Source organism: Spirillospora sp. NPDC052242 (genome assembly GCF_040679555.1).
In the GTDB taxonomy this organism is placed as follows: domain Bacteria; phylum Actinomycetota; class Actinomycetes; order Streptosporangiales; family Streptosporangiaceae; genus Spirillospora.
This window is the reverse complement of record NZ_JBFAUZ010000009.1, coordinates 88,765-108,770: the sequence shown is the minus strand read 5'-3', so window position 1 is coordinate 108,770 and position 20,006 is coordinate 88,765. Positions and strand designations below refer to the sequence as shown.

At 72.1% G+C, this 20,006-nt stretch carries 23 protein-coding genes and 1 pseudogene; 13 read left to right on the top strand and 11 right to left on the bottom strand.

Features of this window, described 5'->3' with window-relative positions; genetic code table 11:
• Positions 1 to 104: 104 nt before the first annotated feature.
• The 3 genes from AB0L25_RS09935 to AB0L25_RS09925 form a co-directional block, all read right to left on the bottom strand.
• On the bottom strand, positions 105 to 566 hold the full coding sequence (locus tag AB0L25_RS09935) for a hypothetical protein (RefSeq protein WP_500170433.1): 462 nt from the start codon (positions 564 to 566) through the stop codon (positions 105 to 107).
• A 156-nt stretch (positions 567 to 722) separates the two neighbouring features.
• Positions 723 to 1,592 (bottom strand): crotonase/enoyl-CoA hydratase family protein, encoded by an 870-nt coding sequence (locus AB0L25_RS09930; protein ID WP_500170431.1) that lies wholly within the window; start codon positions 1,590 to 1,592, stop codon positions 723 to 725.
• 45 nt (positions 1,593 to 1,637) lie between these two features.
• Complete coding sequence (locus AB0L25_RS09925) at positions 1,638 to 1,967, bottom strand: hypothetical protein (RefSeq protein ID WP_500170430.1); 330 nt, start codon at positions 1,965 to 1,967, stop codon at positions 1,638 to 1,640.
• A 104-nt stretch (positions 1,968 to 2,071) separates the two neighbouring features.
• On the opposite strand from AB0L25_RS09925, the gene AB0L25_RS09920 reads away from it, so the two are divergent.
• Both AB0L25_RS09920 and AB0L25_RS09915 read left to right on the top strand, forming a co-directional pair.
• Positions 2,072 to 2,878, top strand: a complete 807-nt coding sequence (locus AB0L25_RS09920; protein ID WP_500170428.1) for a class I SAM-dependent methyltransferase — start codon at positions 2,072 to 2,074, stop codon at positions 2,876 to 2,878.
• Positions 2,879 to 2,909: 31 nt separating this feature from the next.
• Positions 2,910 to 3,548 carry a hypothetical protein gene (locus AB0L25_RS09915; protein ID WP_500170427.1) on the top strand — a complete coding sequence of 213 codons (639 nt, stop codon included), beginning with the start codon at positions 2,910 to 2,912 and terminating at the stop codon, positions 3,546 to 3,548.
• On the opposite strand, the gene AB0L25_RS09910 is transcribed toward AB0L25_RS09915, so the two are convergent.
• Positions 3,541 to 5,745, bottom strand: coding sequence for a TNT domain-containing protein (locus tag AB0L25_RS09910; RefSeq protein WP_500170425.1), 2,205 nt, complete (start codon positions 5,743 to 5,745; stop codon positions 3,541 to 3,543). The two genes, AB0L25_RS09915 and AB0L25_RS09910, sit on opposite strands and share 8 nt — an antisense overlap.
• Before the next feature lie 88 nt (positions 5,746 to 5,833).
• Here AB0L25_RS09910 and ybiA point away from each other — a divergent pair, with 88 nt between their 5' ends.
• Positions 5,834 to 6,358: a riboflavin biosynthesis intermediates N-glycosidase gene (gene ybiA / locus AB0L25_RS09905; RefSeq protein WP_500170423.1), complete on the top strand. Its 525-nt coding sequence runs from the start codon at positions 5,834 to 5,836 to the stop codon at positions 6,356 to 6,358.
• Here the strand turns inward: ybiA and AB0L25_RS09900 are convergent.
• From AB0L25_RS09900 to AB0L25_RS09890, 3 genes and pseudogenes are all read right to left on the bottom strand, one after another.
• Positions 6,351 to 6,812: a hotdog family protein gene (locus tag AB0L25_RS09900; protein ID WP_500170422.1), complete on the bottom strand. Its 462-nt coding sequence runs from the start codon at positions 6,810 to 6,812 to the stop codon at positions 6,351 to 6,353. The two genes, ybiA and AB0L25_RS09900, sit on opposite strands and share 8 nt — an antisense overlap.
• A gap of 212 nt (positions 6,813 to 7,024) precedes the next feature.
• Positions 7,025 to 7,774 (bottom strand): annotated as a pseudogene (locus AB0L25_RS09895) (LLM class flavin-dependent oxidoreductase); the annotation flags it as partial.
• A complete protein-coding gene (locus AB0L25_RS09890) occupies positions 7,774 to 7,929 on the bottom strand; it encodes a hypothetical protein (protein ID WP_500170420.1) in 156 nt (51 codons plus the stop codon). The gene AB0L25_RS09890 and the pseudogene AB0L25_RS09895, both read right to left, overlap by 1 nt.
• Here AB0L25_RS09890 and AB0L25_RS09885 point away from each other — a divergent pair.
• Complete coding sequence (locus tag AB0L25_RS09885) at positions 7,928 to 8,140, top strand: hypothetical protein (protein ID WP_500170418.1); 213 nt, start codon at positions 7,928 to 7,930, stop codon at positions 8,138 to 8,140. The genes AB0L25_RS09890 and AB0L25_RS09885 overlap by 2 nt on opposite strands.
• A 54-nt stretch (positions 8,141 to 8,194) precedes the next feature.
• Here the strand turns inward: AB0L25_RS09885 and AB0L25_RS09880 are convergent, their stop codons facing one another.
• Together AB0L25_RS09880 and AB0L25_RS09875 are read right to left on the bottom strand one after the other, a co-directional pair.
• Positions 8,195 to 8,332 carry a hypothetical protein gene (locus AB0L25_RS09880; RefSeq protein ID WP_500170417.1) on the bottom strand — a complete coding sequence of 46 codons (138 nt, stop codon included), beginning with the start codon at positions 8,330 to 8,332 and terminating at the stop codon, positions 8,195 to 8,197.
• A gap of 161 nt (positions 8,333 to 8,493) precedes the next feature.
• Positions 8,494 to 8,634 (bottom strand): hypothetical protein, encoded by a 141-nt coding sequence (locus AB0L25_RS09875; protein ID WP_500170415.1) that lies wholly within the window; start codon positions 8,632 to 8,634, stop codon positions 8,494 to 8,496.
• A gap of 151 nt (positions 8,635 to 8,785) precedes the next feature.
• On the opposite strand from AB0L25_RS09875, the gene AB0L25_RS09870 reads away from it, so the two are divergent.
• The 5 genes from AB0L25_RS09870 to AB0L25_RS09850 all read left to right on the top strand — a co-directional run bounded on the left by AB0L25_RS09870 (position 8,786) and on the right by AB0L25_RS09850 (position 14,964).
• Positions 8,786 to 9,034 carry a GntR family transcriptional regulator gene (locus tag AB0L25_RS09870; RefSeq protein WP_500170413.1) on the top strand — a complete coding sequence of 83 codons (249 nt, stop codon included), beginning with the start codon at positions 8,786 to 8,788 and terminating at the stop codon, positions 9,032 to 9,034.
• A gap of 199 nt (positions 9,035 to 9,233) precedes the next feature.
• Positions 9,234 to 9,830, top strand: a complete 597-nt coding sequence (locus AB0L25_RS09865; protein WP_500170411.1) for a hypothetical protein — start codon at positions 9,234 to 9,236, stop codon at positions 9,828 to 9,830.
• Between the two features lie 826 nt (positions 9,831 to 10,656).
• Positions 10,657 to 12,438 (top strand): serine/threonine-protein kinase, encoded by a 1,782-nt coding sequence (locus AB0L25_RS09860; RefSeq protein ID WP_500170409.1) that lies wholly within the window; start codon positions 10,657 to 10,659, stop codon positions 12,436 to 12,438.
• Between the two features lie 249 nt (positions 12,439 to 12,687).
• Positions 12,688 to 14,169 (top strand): hypothetical protein, encoded by a 1,482-nt coding sequence (locus AB0L25_RS09855; protein WP_500170408.1) that lies wholly within the window; start codon positions 12,688 to 12,690, stop codon positions 14,167 to 14,169.
• Positions 14,170 to 14,217: 48 nt separating this feature from the next.
• Entirely contained in the window at positions 14,218 to 14,964 is a 747-nt protein-coding gene (locus AB0L25_RS09850) for a hypothetical protein (protein WP_500170406.1), read from the top strand.
• 34 nt (positions 14,965 to 14,998) lie between these two features.
• Here AB0L25_RS09850 and AB0L25_RS09845 read toward each other — a convergent pair whose 3' ends face one another.
• Positions 14,999 to 15,880 (bottom strand): DUF6177 family protein, encoded by an 882-nt coding sequence (locus AB0L25_RS09845; RefSeq protein WP_500170405.1) that lies wholly within the window; start codon positions 15,878 to 15,880, stop codon positions 14,999 to 15,001.
• Complete coding sequence (locus AB0L25_RS09840) at positions 15,877 to 16,257, bottom strand: hypothetical protein (RefSeq protein ID WP_500170404.1); 381 nt, start codon at positions 16,255 to 16,257, stop codon at positions 15,877 to 15,879. The genes AB0L25_RS09845 and AB0L25_RS09840 overlap by 4 nt, the downstream gene beginning before the upstream one ends.
• Positions 16,258 to 16,379: 122 nt before the next feature.
• Between AB0L25_RS09840 and AB0L25_RS09835 the strand changes: the two genes are divergently transcribed.
• The 4 genes from AB0L25_RS09835 to AB0L25_RS09820 are packed head-to-tail and all read left to right on the top strand — an operon-like array spanning position 16,380 to position 19,979.
• Positions 16,380 to 16,640: a hypothetical protein gene (locus tag AB0L25_RS09835; protein WP_500170402.1), complete on the top strand. Its 261-nt coding sequence runs from the start codon at positions 16,380 to 16,382 to the stop codon at positions 16,638 to 16,640.
• Positions 16,637 to 16,975: a DUF6507 family protein gene (locus AB0L25_RS09830; RefSeq protein WP_500170401.1), complete on the top strand. Its 339-nt coding sequence runs from the start codon at positions 16,637 to 16,639 to the stop codon at positions 16,973 to 16,975. The genes AB0L25_RS09835 and AB0L25_RS09830 overlap by 4 nt, the downstream gene beginning before the upstream one ends.
• The gene (locus tag AB0L25_RS09825) at positions 16,972 to 19,122 is read left to right on the top strand and encodes a hypothetical protein (RefSeq protein ID WP_500170400.1); all 2,151 of its coding nucleotides are present in this window, start codon (positions 16,972 to 16,974) and stop codon (positions 19,120 to 19,122) included. The genes AB0L25_RS09830 and AB0L25_RS09825 overlap by 4 nt, the downstream gene beginning before the upstream one ends.
• Complete coding sequence (locus AB0L25_RS09820) at positions 19,119 to 19,979, top strand: SseB family protein (RefSeq protein ID WP_500170398.1); 861 nt, start codon at positions 19,119 to 19,121, stop codon at positions 19,977 to 19,979. The genes AB0L25_RS09825 and AB0L25_RS09820 overlap by 4 nt, the downstream gene beginning before the upstream one ends.
• The last annotated feature ends 27 nt before the right edge of the window (positions 19,980 to 20,006 follow it).

Genomic DNA, 20,006 nt, shown 5'->3' with positions numbered 1-20,006 from the left:
CGAACCCCCGATCGTGTTGCTTCGCCCGCTCACTACCCTCCGCGACGATCTCGACACCTGACGGATTCGTGAACTCCGGGGCGGGTGGCGGGCCGGGGGCGCGGTCAGTCGGCTCCGGAGTCGACGTACGCGGGGCAGCCGCACGGCGTGCCGTCGTGCCATCGACGCTCGTCGATCCAGCCGGTGTGCCGGTCGTCGTCGCGGTGGACGCGCTCGTGGCGCCAGCCGGGCCGCTTCCAGGTGCAGCCGCCCCGCGGGCCGGGCTCGTGGTGCGCGGCCGAGTGCCCGCACAGGCGGCAGCCGGACGCGTGGCCGAAGGGGGCGCGCTCGTCCGGCGCCCTCCGGTCGTCCGGCGAGGGGGCCGCCCGCCCGGAGGGCGCCGGTGGGGGCGACGGCGGTGGGGGCGACGGTGCGCGGGTCTCGGCGGGACGCGGGGCGCGGGGGCGGCCGTCGCGTTCCGTGCGCGGGATCATGTCGGCGACGTACCTGACCGCGAAGTACAGCATCAGGACGAGCGGCACGGCGAAGACCGCCAGTGCGCCGATTGCCAGGATCGGGCCCACCACGGGGGCTCCTCCGACGGACGGGGCGGGTCTCGATGATCCTGCACGGGCGGCGGCGCCGGCGGAAGGGCGCGGCGGTGGCGCGCCCGTGAACTCCCCGCGCCCCCGCGGGTGAAAACCGGCCGCCACCCGCCGGGTGGGGGCGGGCGGCGGGGGCTTTCAGCGGACGGGCCAGTCGGGGACCTCGGGCGGGAGGTCCTTCGTGACCTTCAGCGGGAACTCGGCGGGGCGCTTCTCGAGGAAGGACGTGACGCCCTCGGCGGCGTCGCCCGCGCCGCCGAGGGCGGCCATCAGGCGGGAGTCGGCGACGTGCGCGTCCCACGGCGACGGCGCGGAGAGGCCGGACCACATCAGCCGGCGGATCGCGGCGACGGAGACGGCCGAGGTGTTGTCGGCGATCTCGCGGGCGAGCGCGTACGCGGCGGGCAGCAGTTCGTCCGGCGGGAGGACGCGCGAGACGAGGCGTCCGGCGAGGGCCTCGTCGGCGCCGAAGACGCGGCCGGTCGCGGCCCACTCCATCGCCTGCGAGATGCCGACGACGCGGGGCAGGAACCAGCTCGAGGCGGCCTCGGTGACGATGCCGCGGCGGGCGAAAACGAACCCGAACTTGGCCTTCTCGCTGGCGAGGCGGACGTCCATGGGCAGCGTCATCGTGACGCCGACGCCGACGGCGGCGCCGTTGAACGCGCCGATGACGGGCTTGAGGCAGCGGGCGATGCGCAGCGCGACGGTGCCGCCGCCGTCGCGGGGCGTGCCGTCCTCGAGGAGGTCGTCCCCGGCGAACATCTCCTTCGACTGCTCCCGGTCGAAGGTGCCGCCGCCGGTGCTGAGGTCGGCGCCCGCGCAGAACGCCCGGCCCGCGCCGGTCACCACGACCGCGCGGACGGCATCGTCGGCGTCGATCCGGTCGAACGCGTCGAGCATCTCGTTGCGCATCGTGAACGTGTAGGCGTTCATGTGGTCCGGACGGTTCAGGGTGATCGTGGCGATCCCGTCCGCGACCTCGTACTCGATCTCTTCGTACGGCACTCGCGACCCCTCTCTCGGTTAGAACGCGATTCTAGAGGCCGCCGGTCAGGCGCTCGCCTCGGGGAACAGCGCGACGACGATCTCGCGGCGCCACTCGTCCGGATCCCGGACGGACGGGGGCGGGACGGGCGTGAGCGCGTCGCCCGCGGGCCGCAGCCGGACGACGACGCCCGGGGCCAGCGCCACCTCCGCGGGCACCTCGGGGGCGGCCGCGACCCGGCCGGCCAGCGCGCCGAGGACGCGCGCCCAGCCGTGCCCGAGGTAGGGCGGGAGGCCGGAGACGGCCAGTTCGGGACGGCCCCGGGCGGACAGGCCGACGGTGCGCAGCGACAGGCCATCAGGCCCCTCGGCGCCGGTGATGCGGACCTCGCTCATGCCCGAACCGTACGGGGCGGGCGAGCGTGAGACGGATCACGCCCGGCCGTCCGCACCCGGTAACCCGCCATGTAAGCAAGCCATTGTCCGATATTTTGGTACATGTGAACTGGGCCGTGACGACGTACGACTCCGCCTTCGGGTACGTCTCCGCGCACGGCGCGCCCCTGGTGGACCTGCTCGACCCGCAGCCCGGCGAGCGGATCATCGACCTCGGGTGCGGCACCGGGATGTTCAGCGCGGAGATCGCCGAGCGGGGCGCCGAGGTGCTGGGCATCGACGGCAGCCCCGAGATGGTCGCGCAGGCCGCCGCCATGCACCCCGGGCTGTCGTTCATCGTCGGGGACGCCCACGACTTCACGGTCGGCGAGTCGTTCGACGCGGTCGCGTCCAACGCGGCCCTGCACTGGATGACCCGCGACCCGGACGCCGTGATCGGGCAGGTGCACGCCGCGCTGCGGCCCGGCGGGCGGTTCGTCGGCGAGCTGGGCGGCGCGGGCAACTGCGCCGAGCTGATCGCCGCGATGCAGACGGCGTGGCGCGTGTTCGGGCTCGGCGAGCCCGAACTGCCCTGGTACTTCCCGAGCCCCGCCGAGTACGCGGCCAAGCTGGAGGACGCCGGGTTCACGCTGCGGCTGCTGGAGCACGCCGACCGCCCCACCCGGATGGTCGAGGGCCCCGACGGCGCCGCCGACTGGATCCGCGCCTACGCGGGCCGCGCGCTCGACACCGTGCCGCCCGAGCTGGTCGAGCCGCTGCTCACCCGCGTCAACGACCTCGCCGCGCCCGCGCTGCGCCGCGAGTCCGGCTGGGTCGCCGACTACGTGCGGCTCCGGTTCGCGGCCGTCCGCAAGCCGGACGGCGCCCCGCACGTCCCCGGCGGCCCGCTGCCGGCCGACCCGCCCCTCTGACCTGGGACGAGGCGGCGCGTAAGGTGTGATCATGCGCCTCTACGACCACCGAACGGGACGGGTGGAGGACCTGCCGCCCGGCCCGCTGCGGATCCACCTGCACGGCGGCGGGGCGCGCGCCCTCGTCACCGCCGACCTGCTGCGCCGGCTCGCCGAGCGGGGCCGCCGCCCCGCCCGCGTCACGCGGGCCCCGTCCGTCGCGCCGGACGGCTGCACGTTCGACGACCTGCGCGTCCCCGACTTCGAGGTCGCGGACGCCGCGCCCGAGGGCGCGCTGCTGATCGGCCCGACGCCCGCGCCCGGGTTCTCGCTCGTCGTGTTCTCCGACGGGCGCGTGCCCGGCGACCCGCTCGCCGTCCGGTTCGCCCTGCTGCGGGCCCGCTACCGCGACCCGGTGCTCGTCGACGCCGCCCGCGCCCGCGACGACCTCGCCCGCTGGCGCTCGCGCGTCGCCGAGTGGGCCACCGCCCCGGGCCGTCCCATGGACCGCGGCTACGCCGCCGAGGCCGAGGAGGCGCTCGCCGACGACCTCGACGGCCCGCGCGCCCTCGCCGTCCTCGAACGGCTCGCCGCGGACCCGGACGTCCCGCCGGGCGCGAAGCTCGAGACGATCGTCCACCTCGACCTGGTCCTCGGCCTCGACCTCGTCTCGGCGATCGGCGCTAGGTGATCTCGATGAGCGCGCCGTCGGCGAGCAGCGCGGAGATCGGCCGGGCGAACAGGTAGGCGGTGCCGCCGCCCGGCTGGTCGAACCACGGCACGGCCGTCCCCGTCAGCGCCTCCAGCGGGCGCCGCAGCCGGTAGGCGTGGTACGGCCGCCGCTCCCAGTCGGGCGGCAGCGAGCGCCGCTCGAACGGGGTCCGCGCCGCGTACGTCATGTTGCCGCTGGGCGGGCCGTACCGGTCGACCTCGGTGCCGGCCGCCAGCCGCGTGCGGTGCCGGTCGCGCAGCAGCGTCAGCGGCGGCTCCCCGTCCAGCGGGTCGATCGGCCCGGCGCGGCGCGGCGTCATCAGCAGGCTGCCCAGCAGGTACGCGGCGGCCTGCGCGGGGTCGTCGAACGCCGCCGCGCCCTGCCGCTCGCCGCCGTCCGTCCGGTACACCGCCCAGCGGCCGCCGTCGTAGCGCAGGCACCAGGCGCCGTCCGCGTCGCCGCGGATGCGGTACTCGCCGGGGTCGATGCCCAGGTCGTCCAGGCGGGACCGGAGCGTGACGGCCCACTCCTCCTCGACCCGCGTCCCCGGACCGGACGGCGGGGCCGCGACGCGCGGCGCGGCGGCGGGCTCGACCGTGGTCCGCGGCGGCACGGGCGCCTCGCCCGTCCCCCCGGACCCCTCGAACGGCGAGTACGGGGCCGTGTCGCCGGGGCGCGGCGCGGGCCGGACGTCCACTGGTTCGACGGTCGTGCGCGGCGGCGCGGGAGTCGCACCGGTCCCCCGGTACGCGCCGATGGCCTCGGCCGCCGTGTACGGGGCCGTGTCGCCGGGGCGCGGCCCGGTGTCGCCGGGGCGCGGCTGCGGGGGCTCCACGACCGTGCGGGGGCTCTGCCCGGTGTCGCGGCCGGTGACGGACGCGCCCGCAGCGTCCATCGCGTCGTCGTCCACCGGCGGCACCCGGAACCCCTGCGCGCGGGCGTGCGCGACCAGGTCGGGCTCCGGCGGCACCCCGTGCTCCCGCAGGTAGTAGCCCACCGCGCCCGACCACACCCACGTCCCGTCGGTGTGGAAGGTCAGCGGGACGCGGTCGCCGCGCGACGGGTCGAGACGGTCCGGGGCGTTCGACCGCGCCGCCATCACCAGCGGCGCACTGCGCAGGTACTCGGCGAGCGGCCCGGCCTCCTCCGGCGGGACGGGCGGGCGGGACACCGCGGGGCGCCCGTCCTCCGGGTCGACCCGGTCGAAGATGCGGGCCCGCCGCAGCCCGCCGGGCGCGCGCCGCTCCAGCTCGTCCGGCGGGACGACCCGCGTCGCCGGGGCGGGCGCGGGCCCGAGCAGCCGCGCCATCCACTCCGGGACGTTCTCGCGCGGGAACCGCTCGAGCTCCCGCCGGACGTCGTCGGCGGACGGCGCGGCGTTCCACTGCGGCTCGTCGTCGAACGTGAACGACGCCCGGCACCGCACGCCGCCGTCCTCGTACAGGACCTCGAAGTCGATCCGCGACCAGGTGGACCCCTGGAACCCGTGCGTCCCGGCGCGGAGCCGGTCCAGGACGCGCGCCGCGGCGGCGGGCGGCGTCCACGTCGACATCGTCCCGTCCGCCTTGTAGCACATCATCGGCGGGAACTCGACGTGCCCGCCGGCCGCCTGGTAGTAGCCGAACACCTTCTGCCACAGCGGCGGCGCCTTGTCGGCGACCAGCACGCTCAGCGGCCCCGACAGCAGCTCCGCCTGCTCCATCGGGTTCAGCGGGCCGGGGGCGGGCCCGTCCTCGTCGCCGGACGGCTCGCGGTCGTCCAGCCGGGCCGACAGCCACGCCGGCATGTGCACGCCCTCGCGCGGCATGACGATCTGGTCGCGCCGCCAGCAGTCCACCGGGATCGGCGGGTCCCACTCCGGGTCGAAGTCGTAGTTGTAGAGGGGCCGCGCGTGCCCCGGCTCGACGATGAGCGTCATCGAGAACCAGGTGCCCTGCTCGGACAGGTAGTGGGCGCGGCGCAGGTCCAGCAGCGCGCCGGTCAGCTCCTGCGGGACGCCGTCGGCGGGCGTCACCGTCGTGCCGTCGCCGGTCAGCACGGTCAGCGCCACGTCGCTCACCGCGATCGTCGCGAGGCAGTGCAGGTCGATGCGGCGCCACCCGGGCGGCGCCAGGTCCCGCACCAGCCGGACGACCCGCTGCTCCAGCTCCGCGATGCGATCCTGCTGCTGCGTCACCGCGCAATCCCCCTCGATCTCCTCTCCACGAAGATTAGCCAGGAATACCGGATTGCGACCCATCGCGGCCTTCGGCAGGCTCGGAAGCATGATGACCATGGAAGAGTTGCTCGACCTCGAAGCCCGCGGGGAGCTTCCGGAGTTCGTCCTGTTCTGGGGCGGCCCGCAACCGAAGGGACAGCTCAGCCAGTGGCTCCACGCCCCGTTCACGATCGACGGCGTCGAGTACGTCACCGCCGAGCACTACATGATGGCCGAGAAGGCCCGCCTGTTCGGCGACCGGCGGGCCGAGTCCCGCATCCTCGCCGACCCGTCCCCCGCGGTCGCGAAGAGCATCGGACGCGAGGTGCGCGGCTTCGACGAGGAGACGTGGGCCGCGCACCGGTACGACATCGTCGTCCGCGGCAGCAAGGCGAAGTTCGCCGCGCACGAGCACCTGCGCGAGTACCTCGCGTCCACCCGCGGCAAGGTCCTGGTGGAGGCGAGCCCGGAGGACTTCGTGTGGGGCATCGGGCTCGACGAGCATCGGCCCGAGGCGCGCCGCCCGTCCCAGTGGAAGGGCACGAACCTGCTCGGCTTCGCGCTGATGGAGGCCCGCGAGGCCCTCACCTGACGGCGTTCTCGTCGACGAACAGGGTGATCCAGTCGGCGATCATCGCCGGGCCGCCGCCGTCGCCCTCGACCTCCAGCACGTTCCGGGTGGCGACGCGCGTGCGTCCCGGCCCCTTGCCCCGGACGCCGGTCAGCGTGGCGCGCGCCCGGACGCGCCGCCCCGTCCGGACGGGCCGCAGGAACCGCACGCGGTCGAGGCCGTAGTTCAGGCCGGACGCGCCGCCCAAATCCAGCTCGCGCTTGTGGAACGCGACGAGCATCGACAGCAGCAGGAACCCGGACACCGTCCGCTCCCCGTCCGGGTCGGGGCCCGACGGGGCCCGGCCGAGGAAGTCCGCGCGCAGGAACGTCGCGTGCCCGAACGCCTCCTCGTCCGCGGCGTCGAGCCGCACCCACTCCGAGCAGAACAGCTCCCTGCCGACCAGATCGGGGAACTCGGCGAGCGAGAAGGCCATGGGGCCGCCCTTTCCGTACGCGTCCAACGTGGTCCCGCCATGATGCGGCCTCGCCATAACGCGGCGGGACCGCGTCGGACCGTCAGCCCGCCGCCAGGCGGGCGGCTTCGGCCAGCAGGTCCGCCTGGCGGCGGCGGTCGGTCGGGAACGGCATCCCGATGACCCGGTGCACGCCGGCGGCGGACAGTTCCGCGAGGCGCTCGGCGGCCCGCGCGGGAGTGCCGGTGAGCAGGCTCGCGCGCGCGGCCTCCTCGCTCATCCCGTACTCGGTCAGCCCGCGCACCTTCGCGTCGATCTCCGGCGCGGGCACGTCGCCCAGGCCGAAGCTCAGGCCGACCGTCACCTTCGGCACGGGACGTCCGTACTCGGCGGCCAGCGGCGCGATGCGCTCCAGGCCGGCGGCCACCTCGGCGGGCGTCGAGAACGCCGGGGTACCACTCGTCGGCGAAGCGGGCGACCCGACGCTCGGGTCCGGCGCCGATCAGCACGGGCGGCATCGGCGCGCCCGGCGACAGCGTCACCTCCGCGCCGTCCAGCCGGGTGGGCCTCCCCTCGACGAGGCCCGGCAGGACTTCGAGGGCCGCGTCGGTGCGCCGTCCGCGCTCGGCGAACGGGACGCCGACCGCGCGGAACGCGGCGTCGCCGTGCACCGGCCCGCCGCTGCCGACGCCCAGCAGCACCCGCCCGCCCGACAGGTGCTGCAGGCTCGCGATCTGCTTCGCCGCCCAGGCCGGCCGCCGCAGCGGCAGCACCATGACGCCGAAGCCGACGCCGACCCGCCGGGTCACGGCCGCGACGGCGGCGAGGACGAGCGTGGCGTCCAGGAACGGGCGCCCGGCGGGGATCAGGTGGTCGCCGACCCAGACCGACTCGAACCCGGCGCCTTCCGCGTGCCGGGCGTGCTCGGCCACCGTCGCGGACGTGTCGACGCCGAGGCTCGGCAGGTTCAGCCCGAGCTTCATCACCGCACCTCCAGCAGCGTCTTGCCGACGGTCGCGCGCGACTCGACTGCGCCGCCGGCAAGGACCGCACGGGCGTCGTCATCGCGGTCGTGCTCTCCCCCTCGGCGTCGACCCCGCACCATCAGCGAGGAGTACGCGCTCACCGAGGCCGCCATGCCGACGATCCGCTCCTGGGTCCTCGAACGCCAGTACGCCCCCGCCGCCCCCGCCGCGCTCACCGACTTCCCCGACGTCCTCATGCGCGCGCCCGCCGAGACCATGCTCGCGTTCCTCGACGAACTCGGCGACGTCCGCGCCCTCCTCACCGCCCACGGCCTCACCGACACCGACCTGGCGAACCTCCGCACCGTCTTCCCGAGGGCCTGAACCGGGCCGGAGCGCCCCCGGCCCCCGTCCTTGGGGGCCGGGGCGCTTCGCGCGTCAGAACGCGCGGCGGTGCCTGCCCTGGTAGCGGGGCCGTCGCCGGTCGAGGACGGCCGCCATGGCCACCGTGCCGACCAGCGAGCACGCCAGCACAACGAGTCCGGACATGACCAGCGCGGCCAGCGTCGCCCCCATCACGCCCCACCCCCGGCCACCGCACCCCCGGACGCGCCTCCGGAGGCGAGGAACCGCAGCCGCTCGCGGGCGGCGTCGCGATCGCCGGACCGCAGCGGATACTCGCACCACGCCCGATCCTGCCGAACCGTCTCGCGGATGCACGCGTCCGCGTCCGGCCCCTACACGACCGGTTCGATGCCCACCGCGCGCTCCCGATCGGTGAGCCGATACCGAACGGACGCGCTCCAGAACTTCCCGCTCTCGTCGTACGTCGGCCCGTCCCACCGCGCCGACGCACCGACCGTAGGCTTACTGCCCATGGGGCGACTCCTTGTCAGTCGTCTCTAGGCCCCGGGTCGACGTTGCCGCGTCACCCGGGGCCGCTTTCGTGCACCCTTACTGCTTGTCCATACTTGTACATGAACAAGTGTATCTATGTATCCCTGTGGTTAGCCTCCTATGGTCGTGATCATGGTGGAGATCGTGGACGGGCCGGTGCCGAAGTACGAGCAGCTCGCCGCGCTTCTGCGGGAACGAATCGCGGCCGGTGAGTGGGCGCCGGGACAGGCGATCCCGTCCGAGACCGTCCTGGAAGGCGAGTTCGGGCTGGCGCGCGGGACGATCCGCAAGGCGATCGCGGCACTTCGCGCCGAAGGGATCATCGTGACCACGCGCGGCAAGGGCTCCTACGTCAGCCAGCAGGCCCCCGACCGGTCGTGACCGTCGGGATCCCGCCGAGCATTCGGGGAACCGTGGTCAGGACGGCGGCGTAAGCACGCGACCGCCGCCGCCCACTCGCGCCGACCACACCCGTCCCAGACGGGCGCGCAGGGCTGACGAATCCCTTTTCCGCCCCCGGCCGCATCTGTAAGCTTTCGCCGTACTCCGCCCCGCTGTCGGACGACGAACAGGGATGGCGATGCGCGCCCGGTTGGTACGTTCCCCCGCCCGGACGGTCCGCCGTGCCGCTTCGGCGGCGGGCGGCGCCTCGATCGTCTTCGTGCTCGCGGGCTGCGGGACGTCCGGCTCGTCCGGCGGCGACCTCGACCCGAGCGGCACCTTCGGCACCGGCCCCGCGTCCGCCCCGACCTCCGCCGCGCCGGTTCCGTCCGCCGTCCCGACCGCCCAACTGCACAAGACCGTCCTCGACCGGTACCGCGAGTACCAGAAGGTCTACAAGCAGGCGTACGAGACGAACGACCCGTCCGACCTCGCGTCCGTCGCGATGGACCCGCTCCTCACGCAGGTCACCGACGACATCGAGGCGACCGAGGCCGAAGGCGAGATCTGGCGCTTCACGAACACGCACAACCCGCGCATCTACGCCAAGTCGTCCGACAGCACCAAGGTGTACGTCATCGACTGCATCCAGACTCTCGCCGGTTACCGCTACTCCGCCACGACCGGCGAACGCCTCGGCGGCGGCCCCGGCGACGCGTACCTGTACCGCTCGACCGTCCAGTGGGACTCCGGAACCTGGAAGGTCGCCGCGTCCGTCCGGGACCGCACATGCTGACGGCCCGCGCCTCCACGACCGCCACGTCCAACGAAGGACACGCGATGTCTCAACCCCTGTCGTCCCGTCGACCGCTCCGTCGACGCCGCACCGCCAAGACCGTCCTCACCGCCACGGCCCTCACCACCCCGCTTCTCATAGCCTTGCCGGCTTGGGCCGCACCATGTCAGAGGACTTCATCAGGCATGGTTTGCAACCCTTCGCACAGTGACGGCGGGTCCTCTGATGGCGGCGGCGGCACCAGCGGCGGTGGATCGGGCGGTGGCGGTTCCGCGGCACCCCCCGCTCCGGAAGGGCTTACGGACGATCAAGCTGCGGGCTTCATCCCCGTCGATCAAGGCGCGCCCCCGCCCGCTCCCGCGATACCCAGTACTTGGGAACTGGTACAGAGCGCGCTCGACTCGGCCGCATTTCCTGTGCCTCGCGTTCACACAGCACCGGATGGCAAGACCTACGTTCGGTTGGAGACATCCCTCTGGATCGATGGTTTCGAAGTCGTCCAGACGAAACCGGTCTCAGCAGGTGACCAAACAGTGCAGGCCACGGCAACGCCGGTCTCGGTGACCTGGTCCATGGGCGAAAAAGAAGTCGTCTGCAGCGACGGCGGGGGCAAGGACAGCAAGACTTGCACCTACACATACCAACGCTCATCAGCCGGGCAGCCCGGGGGTTCCTACAAGATCACAGCGACCATCAGGTGGAACGTGTCGTGGACCTGTGATGGTTCTGACTGCGACTTGGCCGGCGGTGACCTCGGACAGGAGTCGAGGAGTTCCGTTCCCACCCCCCTTATCGTGGGCGAGATACAGACGAATACAGGAAGTTAATGCCACAGGGTTGGAGCCTGCCCGGATACATCGAAGTCGCGGAGTTGGGAGCAGGAGCACAAGGTCAGGTAGTTCTCGCCCGTCACGAGTCTGGCGGCATCCCCGTCGCCATCAAGTACCTCGCCCCTGCACTACTCGAGGACGTCACCGCCCGGAACTCGTTCCGTAGCGAGGCAGAAATACTCCGACGAGTGACCAACCCACATGTGGCACGGTTGCTGTATTACGTGGAGTGGACGACCGGTGCCGCCATCATCATGGAGGCCGTTCCGGGACGGTCGTTGCGTCGCGTCCTGGACGAGCGTAAGAAAGCGTTGGCGCCCGAGGCGGCGCTGGCCGTGCTGAAGGGATCGCTGCTCGGCATGGCCGGCGCTCACAACGCCGGAGTCATCCACCGCGACTACAAGCCCGCAAATGTCCTCGTACAGGATGACGGCCAAAGCAAGCTGGTCGACTTCGGCATCGCAGTTCTCGCCGGCCAGGGAGACAAGAGCGGCACACCCGCATATATGGCTCCGGAACAATGGCGCGGTCAACCAGCAACGCCTGCCACCGATCTCTATGCGGCCACCTGTGTGTTCATCGAGTGCGTCACCGGCAGGAAGCCTTTTCAGGCGGCGAACATAAGCGAACTCCGAACCGCGCACATCGAAACCATGCCATCGCTTGATTTGGTGCCCGAAGAGCTCCACGCGCTGGTCAGACGGGGCATGGCCAAGAACCCCTCCGAGCGGCTCTGGGACGCAGGTGAATTCGCAGCCCAACTCGAAGAGGTCGCCGTCCGCACGTACGGGCCCGATTGGGAGCGACGCGGGGTCATCGCACTCGGAGCCGTGGCTGCACTAGTGGGAACGGCTGTCCCGCTGAGCATGTTGGGCGGTGCTCTCCTGGCCCCGGGAATCTCTGCGACAGGAGGGGGAGGAACCGGCGTAGGCGCCCTAGCGACCGGAGCAACCGGGCAGGCTTCCGCTGTACATGCACAAGGGGCTGCCACAGCCGATGTCGCCGCCAAAGGCGTTGGCTCATCATCCAAGGGCGTTCTCGCCAAAGTGGGCGGGGGCAAGGGAGCCGCGGGTATCGGGACGGGAGCCGCAGGGGCGGTGGCCATAGGGTGGCTGTTCTGGCCGACCGGACCGAACGTGGGCGGGGAGAGCCGCGGGGCGATCCACGCCTCCTTCGCCCAGCCCGGCGTTCTTCTCAGCCAGCCATTTATGCCCGCATCCGATACCCCTTATATGGATCTCAGAATGACGGTAACACCGGCACGCGCCAAGCCGGGCACCACCTTGCAGGTCACCACGCATTTTAAGGCGCGAACTCCATCAGGCGCAAATTATCTCGCCGACGGAAATCGGCAATGCTTCGGACCGAACTCCGACCACTCGACGACCAAGCCGTACGAATACTCACTCGGCCTATCAGCAACCCAGCTCGGCATTAAAGGACCCATCTACCTCGCCCTTTATAAAACACCACCGGCAGATCCTGACAAACTACCACAGGATGCCGACGCCACAGCCTTGCCCGTAAAAGTCGAGACAGTGAGAGAGTCGCAACCTTTCGATCAATCCGAGTGCGCCTACTTGAGCGATTGGGTCAAAAAGCGTGTTCTGGTACTTCCAGGGCCGGACTTGCTCCCACCGGGGAAATACATGGTTGCACCGGCCGCTCCTGTGAAGATCACGAACACCGTCCGGGACGGGAAGCCGATCGCGCCGGAGGCGGCCGGGGCGGTGACCGAGGGGCGGTTGCCGGTGTTGGAGGTGCTGGAGGACGGCTGAGGCGGCGAGGCGGCCGGGGCATCGGGGGGCCGCTGCTATGATCGCCGCCATCGCGCGGGGCCGCGGCAACGTCACTCAAGGTTCATCGCCGGACGGATCGGCGATCCGCTCTTCTCCCCCGTCTCCCCCGCGCCGCGGCTCGTCGCCGACAATCGCATAGGAGACCGGTCGCCCGGCGGTCCGGTGCGCGGCGCCCGCCGGGTCCGCGGGGGTCTCCGTCCGTCGCACGTCCAGAGTTAGGTTCTCGTGTTGCTCTCCCCCAGGTTCGGCCGTCGTCCGGAGGCAGGCTCGGTGTGGGCGGCCGTGCGGGGCAATCGGCTGTTCTCGGTGGTGCTGCTCGCCGGGGTGCTGCTCCGGGTGGTGACGATGCTCGGGTTCCCGCCGGCGCTCTGGTTCAACGACAGTTACGACTTCCTGCGGATCGCGAACGATCCGTTCCCGCACCAGTTGCGGCCGTCCGGGTACGGGCTGGCGCTGTGGCTGCTGAAGCCGTTCCACAGCCTGGCGCTCGTGACGTTCCTGCAGCATGCGGCGGTCGTGGGGATCGCGGTGCTGGGCTACCGGATGCTGGTCCGGGACTTCGAGGTGCGGCGGCACTGGGCGGCGCCGGCGGTGGCGCCGGTGCTGCTGGACGCCTTCCAGATCGAGCTCGAGCATCTGCTGCTGTCGGACACGCTGTTCACGGTGCTGGTGTTCGGGGCGATGCTGCTGATGGCGCGGCCGGGGGCGGCGGGGTGGCGGCGGGCCGCGGTGGTGGGCGCGCTGCTGGGGCTGGCGTCGGTGACCCGGACGGTCGGCGTGCCGCTGTTCGTGATCGTGGTGCTGTTCCTGCTGCTGCGGCGGACGCGGTGGACGACGTACGTGGCGCTCGGCGCGGCGTTCGTCCTGCCGCTCGGGAGTTACGCGGCGTGGTACGCGTCGGAGCACGGCCGGTTCGGGGTGAGCGGCGTGGACGGGATCTTCCTGTGGGGGCGGACGGCGGCGTTCGCCGACTGCGACGCGCACCGGCCGCCGCCGGACCTGGCGCGGCTGTGCCCGTACGGGGCGCCGGACGATCGGCCCGCGTCGTCGCACCAGATCTGGGAGGCGAACTCGCCGACCGGGTGGACGGACGGGGAGCCGTTCCCGGCGGAGACGAACGCGTTGGCGCAGCGGTTCGCGGTGTGGGCGATCATGAACCAGCCGTTCGACTACGTGCGGGTGGTGGCGTACGACTTCTTCGTCCGGACGTTCGCGTGGGAGCGTGATCAGTACCCGACGGTGGGCACGGAGGCGCGGTACCACTTCCCGACGGAGCCGCGGGCCCACCAGGACCTGCCGGTGATCGGCGGCGGGCAGCGGACGGACGTCGTGCGGGAGTACGCGCACGGTTCCGGGGAGACGCGGATCGTGGGCCCGTACGCGGACGTCATGCGCTGGTACCAGGAGCACGTGCGGGTGCCGGGGACGGTGCTGGGCGTGGTGCTGCTGGCGGGCGCGGCGGGGCTGGTGTGGCGGCGTGCGCGCGCGCGGACGTTCCTGTTCTGGGCGTCGGCGGTGACACTGCTGGCGGTGCCGCCGATCACGGTCGACTTCGACTACCGGTACATGCTGCCCGCGATGCCGTTCGCGTGCTTCGCGGCGGCGGTGGCGTGGGGGCGGGGGCGTCCGGCGGGCCCGTCGCGGCGGGACGGGGAGCCGGACGAGCCGGGGACGGCGCGCGCCCGGGACACCGAACCCGCCCGCACCTGAGTATTCGTACGGATATCGCGGGCGGTTCCGACCTGCGAACGTGGGCGGGTGCGCCGACTTCTGATCTTCCCCGTCCTGCCGCTGCTCGCCGTGACGTCCTGCGGGGTCGCGGGCGGGACGGCCGAGGGCCGGGCGGCCGACGACGCCCGCGCGACGGCCCGCGAGGTCGCGGCGGAGCTGTACGACGCCGCGGACCGGCCCGCGCGGGACATCGGGCATCTCGCGGACGACATCGACGGCGTCGAGGTGCTGCGGGTGCGGCCGGACGGACGGGCCGGCGCGACGATCGTCGTGCGGGTGTCCGGGACCGGCAGGGAAGCGTGGCCGAACGACCAGCAGACCGTCACCGTCCGGCGATGCTTCGAGCTGCGGGTCACCGAGAAGACGGAGTGGCAGGAGGAGCCGGCCGGCGTCGACTGCCCGGCGGGGGCGCCGATGACGTTCGCGCCGTGGCCGGAGGATCCCGAGATCCCGTCCGTGGAGGCGATCGGGAAGGCGCTGCCGCGCGTGCCGGACGGCGGCACGGTGGACGAGTCGGACGTGCGGGAGGCGGTCGCCTCCCTCGATCTCGACCCGCGGATCAAGGTGCAGGTGGGGACCGTTCCGACGGTGGACGGCGTGGTCGGCGTCGTCCTGACCGTCAAGCCGTACTTCGGCGACGCGCTCGACTGCACGGTCGCCCGCGTCGCGCCGGGCGGGACGAACGTGTGGATCCCGCCGCGCATCCAGCGGATGCCCGGCGAGGCGGGCTGCGACCTGGGGAACGCCGTCTCCCCGCTCCCCCCGCCCCACTGACACCGGACACCGGACGCCGTGGCGCCACGCGAGATCAGTCGCGGTCGTGCGCCCCGAACCAGGTTCCCGGGTGCGCATCAGTACCGATCGGCCGTCCCCGGCCGTCCCCGGCGCGTTCTCGGATCGCGAGCCCGAGGTGTTCGAAGGTCCGGTGCCGGCGCGGCGCGTGCGTGAGGTCGGCGCGTCCGTCCGTCCAGTGGGCGGTAAGGGCGTGCAGGACGCCGTCGGCGGCAAGCCCGTCGGCGAGACGGACGAGCGGGCGCAGCGGCGGTTCGGGGCCGGTGCGGCCCACGACGAACGTCAGCGTCTCTTTGACACCGCTCGCCGTCCGCGTCACACGCTGGGTGCCGATGAAGCCGAGTCCGGGGCCCACGATGACGACGAACGTGCCTCGCGGGGCGCGGTGGCGGCAAAGGTCGGTGAGCCGCGCCCGATCCCATGCCCACAGGGCGGGTTCGCTCGTTCCCCAGCAGAGCGGGACGCCGCCCGCGAGAATCTCGCCGATCGTCTCGGCGATGCGGCCGAGTTCCAGCGCCGCCGTGGCGCGGTGCACGACGCTCACCTCGAGCACCAGGTGGTGCCCGTCCGTCCGTTCGGCCGCCTCGTAAGCGGCGGGCGGCGCGCCGGGCACGGGGACGAACATCGAGCCGTCCCAGTCCAGCGGCTCGCCGGTGAGGCCGTCGTAGTACCCGGCGTCGCCCGGCTCTCGCACGACCCACCGCGCGCCGGTCCCGCCGAGCGCGGTCCGCAGCGGCGGGGTGATCCGGGAGTCGTGCGGCGTCAGCAGGTGGAAGGCCGGACGGTCGGCGGTCGCGATGGCGTCGACCAGCCAGGACGACAGCGGCACCAGCGGCCGGTCCTGGACGACCACCACGGCCGCGTCGGTGCGGGTGTCCACGGCGGGATGGGCGGTCAACGCGCCTCCCGCGGCGACCACACCCGGCCGCCGAGCCGCCGCACCAGTTCGTCCGCGAGCCGGTGCGCCGCCTCCGCGTCACCGCCGCCGGCGGACGCCCGGATCTCCGTCCACCAGTAGGGCACGCGGAGCCCTTCGTCGGCCTGGGCGCCGAGGAGTCGCCGCACGTCGTCGGCGACGTCCACGCGGCGGGCCTCCTCGATGCCCAGCACCGGGCGATCGTCGTCGTAGAGGCGCAGGACGGCACCGCCGCCCTCCGGCCGGACCCGCAGCCCGGGGCCCGCGCCGACGAGCCCGCCGACCACGTCCGCGACGTCCGGGGCCGTGGGCAGCAGAACGATCAGGTCATAGGTCATCGCGGCACCGACCCAGTCCACAGATCGAACGCTGACAAACCGTCACGCTCCCTGTCACCGATCCCGTGGACGACCACCGCGTGGGGCCTGAATAATACCGTTCGCCCCGCATCCGACGCTGGACGCCCGAGCCGAGGAGCACAGTGAAGTTCGACCTCGTCGATACGCCGCACTTTCCGTCCACGACCGAATCGGATGATCGGCCGCCCACCTTGCGGGATTTGACCGCGGACCTTTCCGTCGGCGCCGAAACCGCAGCCGGAGAACTCGATGCGGCCCTGGGCGAGCTGGCCGCGCTGACCTTTCGGTACGCGAGTCCGGAACCGGCCACCTCCCCTCCCCCGGGCAATTTCCGGCCGACCCGGTTCAGCGGAAGCGGCACGAAGCGGAACACCCCGGCATGACAGCCTGGGACATCGACCCCGGCGGCGTGTGGGCCGCGCTCGCCCCCATCAAAGAGCACGTGCTCGGCACCGACGGCCTCGCGGGACAGTTCGAGTCGCTCGCCGGACACATCGACCAGGCCGACGCGGCGGCGAACAGCATGCCCATCAACAACGCGCTCACCGCGTTCGTGGCCACTTACAAGCCTGTACTGACCGGGATGGCCACCAAGGCGACCGGCTGCGTCAAAGGCGCGACCGCCGCCACCAAGGCGTACGTCGATGGTGACCTCGAGATGGCCCGGGAGGCGCAGCGCAACGCCGCGAAGGCGCCCGCCCCGCGGATCGGCCGGTGAGCCCTACCGCGGTCGACCCGGCCGCGATCGCCGCCCGGATCCCCGCCCCCGACCTGGCCGGGCTGGAGGCCGCCGCCCGCGCCATCAAGAAGGACGGGGCCGCGATCGCCGCGACCGGCCACCGTATCGCCACGGCGTGGAGCGGGCTGCGCGACGCCTACCGCGCGCCGGAGGCCGGCGAGCTGCTGGCCGCGATCCGTCCCGTCCCCGCCGCGGGCGACGACGCCGAACGGGCCCTGACGGTCGTCGGCGACGCGCTGCTGACGTTCGTCGCCGAGGCGCGCGCGGCGATCGAGCGGCTCCGCTGGCTGCAACTGGAAGCGGCGGCGTTCCGCGAGGAGATCGCGGGCGCGGACGACTGGACGCACGACGGTCGGCTGACCGAGAAGAACGACATCCTGATCGGCGCGGTCGCCCACGCCCTCGCCGAGTACCAGGGCGCCGAACGCGACTGCGCCAACAAGATCTCCTCGACGTTCGGCGGCGCCCGCTACGTGCCCGCGGGCACCCCGGCCCGTCCGGACTGGGTCGTCTACGGCGCCGACGAGCACAACCTGCCCGAGGACGCCGAAACCCCCTGGGGCGCCCCCGGCAAGGACACCCGCTGGTGGGAGGACGTCGGCGCGGGCTTCGGGACGTTCTTCGGTGGGCTGCTCGACGCCTTCACCGACCTCACCGGCCTCACCGACTCCGAGAACGGCGGCGCGTTCGGCGACGGGTTCGGCGACATCGCCGGCAACCTCCGCGACAACTGGACCGACCTGGCCGTCGGCCTCGGCACCGCCGGACTCGCCCTCTCGGGCATCAAGGGCAAGGACGGCTGGGTCGTCGACGGCGACGGCGTCCACCCGAAGCGTTTCATCACGAACCGGCTCGACGCCAAGGCCGCCCTCATCGACGCGATGATCCCATGGCGGGAATGGGACGAACGCCCCGGTTACGTCCTGTCCCTGGGCGGGCTGAACGCCGCCTCGCTACTGCTCGAAGGCGGTGGCCTCATCAAGGCGTTCGGCAAGGGCGGTGCCCTGCGGCACCTCGACGATCCGGTTTACCCTGCCGGTTTCCCCGACGCAGAGTCGCCCATACCGGCCCGCACGCCGACCGCCGCCGAACTCCAGAAGCTGATCGACGACCTCGAACTCAACGAGCGGGAACTCGCCTACATCAGGCACGGTTTCGGCGACCCGAACCGGCCCGGAGGCCCCGTCCCGACCATCCCCGAGCCCTCGGCCCCAGACCCGGCCCCGGCTCGCCCGGGCGACGGCCCGGTCAGCGCACCGGACGGTGAGCCCGCACCGCACGAGACGCCCGCCGGGCGAGGGCGCCCGCACGATGGCGAAAGCCCCGCGGCTGCGGCGGCCACCCCCGACGGCGGCGATGCCGATGCCCCGGCAGAGAGCGACACCCCCGGTGGCCAGGGGAACGCGTCCGACTCGGCGCCCCCGTCCCTGAGCCCTGAACAACTCGCGGCCCTGCAACGAACCGAGCGGCGGGCGCAGCACATCGCGGCGGAATACGGTGTGGACGTCGAATTCAGCGGCTACCCGATCGATCCGCGCAACGCCGAGGAGCTGGCGGAAGCCCTGGAGGGCGCGGCCGGGGACTACCCTTCGGTCTTCCGGGACATGGAGGTAGTGCAGGTTCGAAGCCTTGACGGTCTGCGGATCATTCACCCGCACGCGGGCACGAATCTCATGGGCTACTCGCTGAATGACCGGAAGGGCCCAGGCCCCCAGGGACTGTATTTTAACGGAGAGAACTTCACCAATAAGGAGGTGGTGGACGCAATTTCACAAGAAAGGACGGAGAAGGGGTGGAGCGTCCCCGGCAGCCTTACAGCCAAGGGGACCTTCTACCACGAGTTCGGTCACCAGATCGGCAACAGAATCATTGATGATCCGAGGCTGACCAGGGAGCTGGCAGGCAGGTTGAAGGAGGTCGGCGTCACGGTCGACAGCGAATCGCTGCACGCGAGCGTCATGTTCGGCGAGAAGGCACTCAAAGAGGGACTCGGCCAGTACGGCGCAAAAAATGCCAGCGAGATGATCGCCGAAGGGTTCACCGAGTGGCGATTGAGCACCACACCTCGCGCCATCGCCAGGACCATCGGAGAATTTATCGACGAACACTTCAAGGGGGAGCATTGACGACGATCATTCCGCCTGCGAGCATCTGCGACTCGTGCATCAGGCTCAAGTCGATGCCGAACCCCGAGTCCACTCCGGACGAACGTCATCATCTGTTCGACACCGGCGACACTTTCTACTGCAACGCCTTCCCGGACGGCATTCCCTACGACATTTACTTCGGCGAGTACGATCACCGGTTCCCTTATCCCGCGGACCAGGGCATCCGGTACGAGTTCCGGCCAGGGAAAGAACGTCTCCTCGCGGGCTACGAAAGAGAGGTCTCCCTGGAGAAGCGCACCCGGGACGTGACCGATAGCTCCAAGGGCTGGCTGCGGGAGATGGCTGACCTCAAACGCCGCCGACTCGATGTTCTCCACGCGGTGATGGACGCGGCGCGAGTCATGATCCCCGTGCGCGAGGACGGCTCGCCCGCAGACTACGTTCTGGACGACTTCCGCTGGCTTGCCCTGACGACTGGGGACGCTTGGACCACATGGGACGAGCCCGAAGGTTTCACGTCCTGGCGTCCGACCACGCTCGAAGAACTCATCGGCCCTGCCCTTTCCGGCGTATATCTCTACGTCGGCATTGGCGAACCGCTGCTCCCGACGGGTGAGATCTGCGCGATCGACCTCCCGTTCTACCGTGCGGTTCGCGCCGGACGTCCCGTGGCCGAGGTCATGGCGAAGCTGCGTGGTGCGACCGTTTACCTGCCCCCCGAGGGCGACGGCGTCTTCACCTCTCCGCTGGCGCTGCAGGCGACGACCACCCGCACGACCTGGCGGAGTGTCACCGGCGCCGAGGTCTTGGCCGCCGCCGGTGCGGGGATCGTCCTGGATCCGGGGCATCCGCACGAGATGCGCCTTCGCCCCTGACCGCTTTCGGAAATCGGCGCGCCGGGC

Coding starts and splice junctions, on each gene's coding strand:
- AB0L25_RS09925 (WP_500170430.1), bottom strand. CDS start 1,967: ATGAGCGAGGTCCGCATCACCGGCGCCGAGGGGCCTGATGGCCTGTCG.
- AB0L25_RS09915 (WP_500170427.1), top strand. CDS start 2,910: ATGCGCCTCTACGACCACCGAACGGGACGGGTGGAGGACCTGCCGCCC.
- ybiA (WP_500170423.1), top strand. CDS start 5,834: ATGATGACCATGGAAGAGTTGCTCGACCTCGAAGCCCGCGGGGAGCTT.
- AB0L25_RS09900 (WP_500170422.1), bottom strand. CDS start 6,812: ATGGCCTTCTCGCTCGCCGAGTTCCCCGATCTGGTCGGCAGGGAGCTG.
- AB0L25_RS09885 (WP_500170418.1), top strand. CDS start 7,928: ATGCCGACGATCCGCTCCTGGGTCCTCGAACGCCAGTACGCCCCCGCC.
- AB0L25_RS09890 (WP_500170420.1), bottom strand. CDS start 7,929: ATGGCGGCCTCGGTGAGCGCGTACTCCTCGCTGATGGTGCGGGGTCGA.
- AB0L25_RS09880 (WP_500170417.1), bottom strand. CDS start 8,332: ATGGGGGCGACGCTGGCCGCGCTGGTCATGTCCGGACTCGTTGTGCTG.
- AB0L25_RS09875 (WP_500170415.1), bottom strand. CDS start 8,634: ATGGGCAGTAAGCCTACGGTCGGTGCGTCGGCGCGGTGGGACGGGCCG.
- AB0L25_RS09870 (WP_500170413.1), top strand. CDS start 8,786: ATGGTGGAGATCGTGGACGGGCCGGTGCCGAAGTACGAGCAGCTCGCC.
- AB0L25_RS09865 (WP_500170411.1), top strand. CDS start 9,234: ATGCGCGCCCGGTTGGTACGTTCCCCCGCCCGGACGGTCCGCCGTGCC.
- AB0L25_RS09860 (WP_500170409.1), top strand. CDS start 10,657: ATGCCACAGGGTTGGAGCCTGCCCGGATACATCGAAGTCGCGGAGTTG.
- AB0L25_RS09830 (WP_500170401.1), top strand. CDS start 16,637: ATGACAGCCTGGGACATCGACCCCGGCGGCGTGTGGGCCGCGCTCGCC.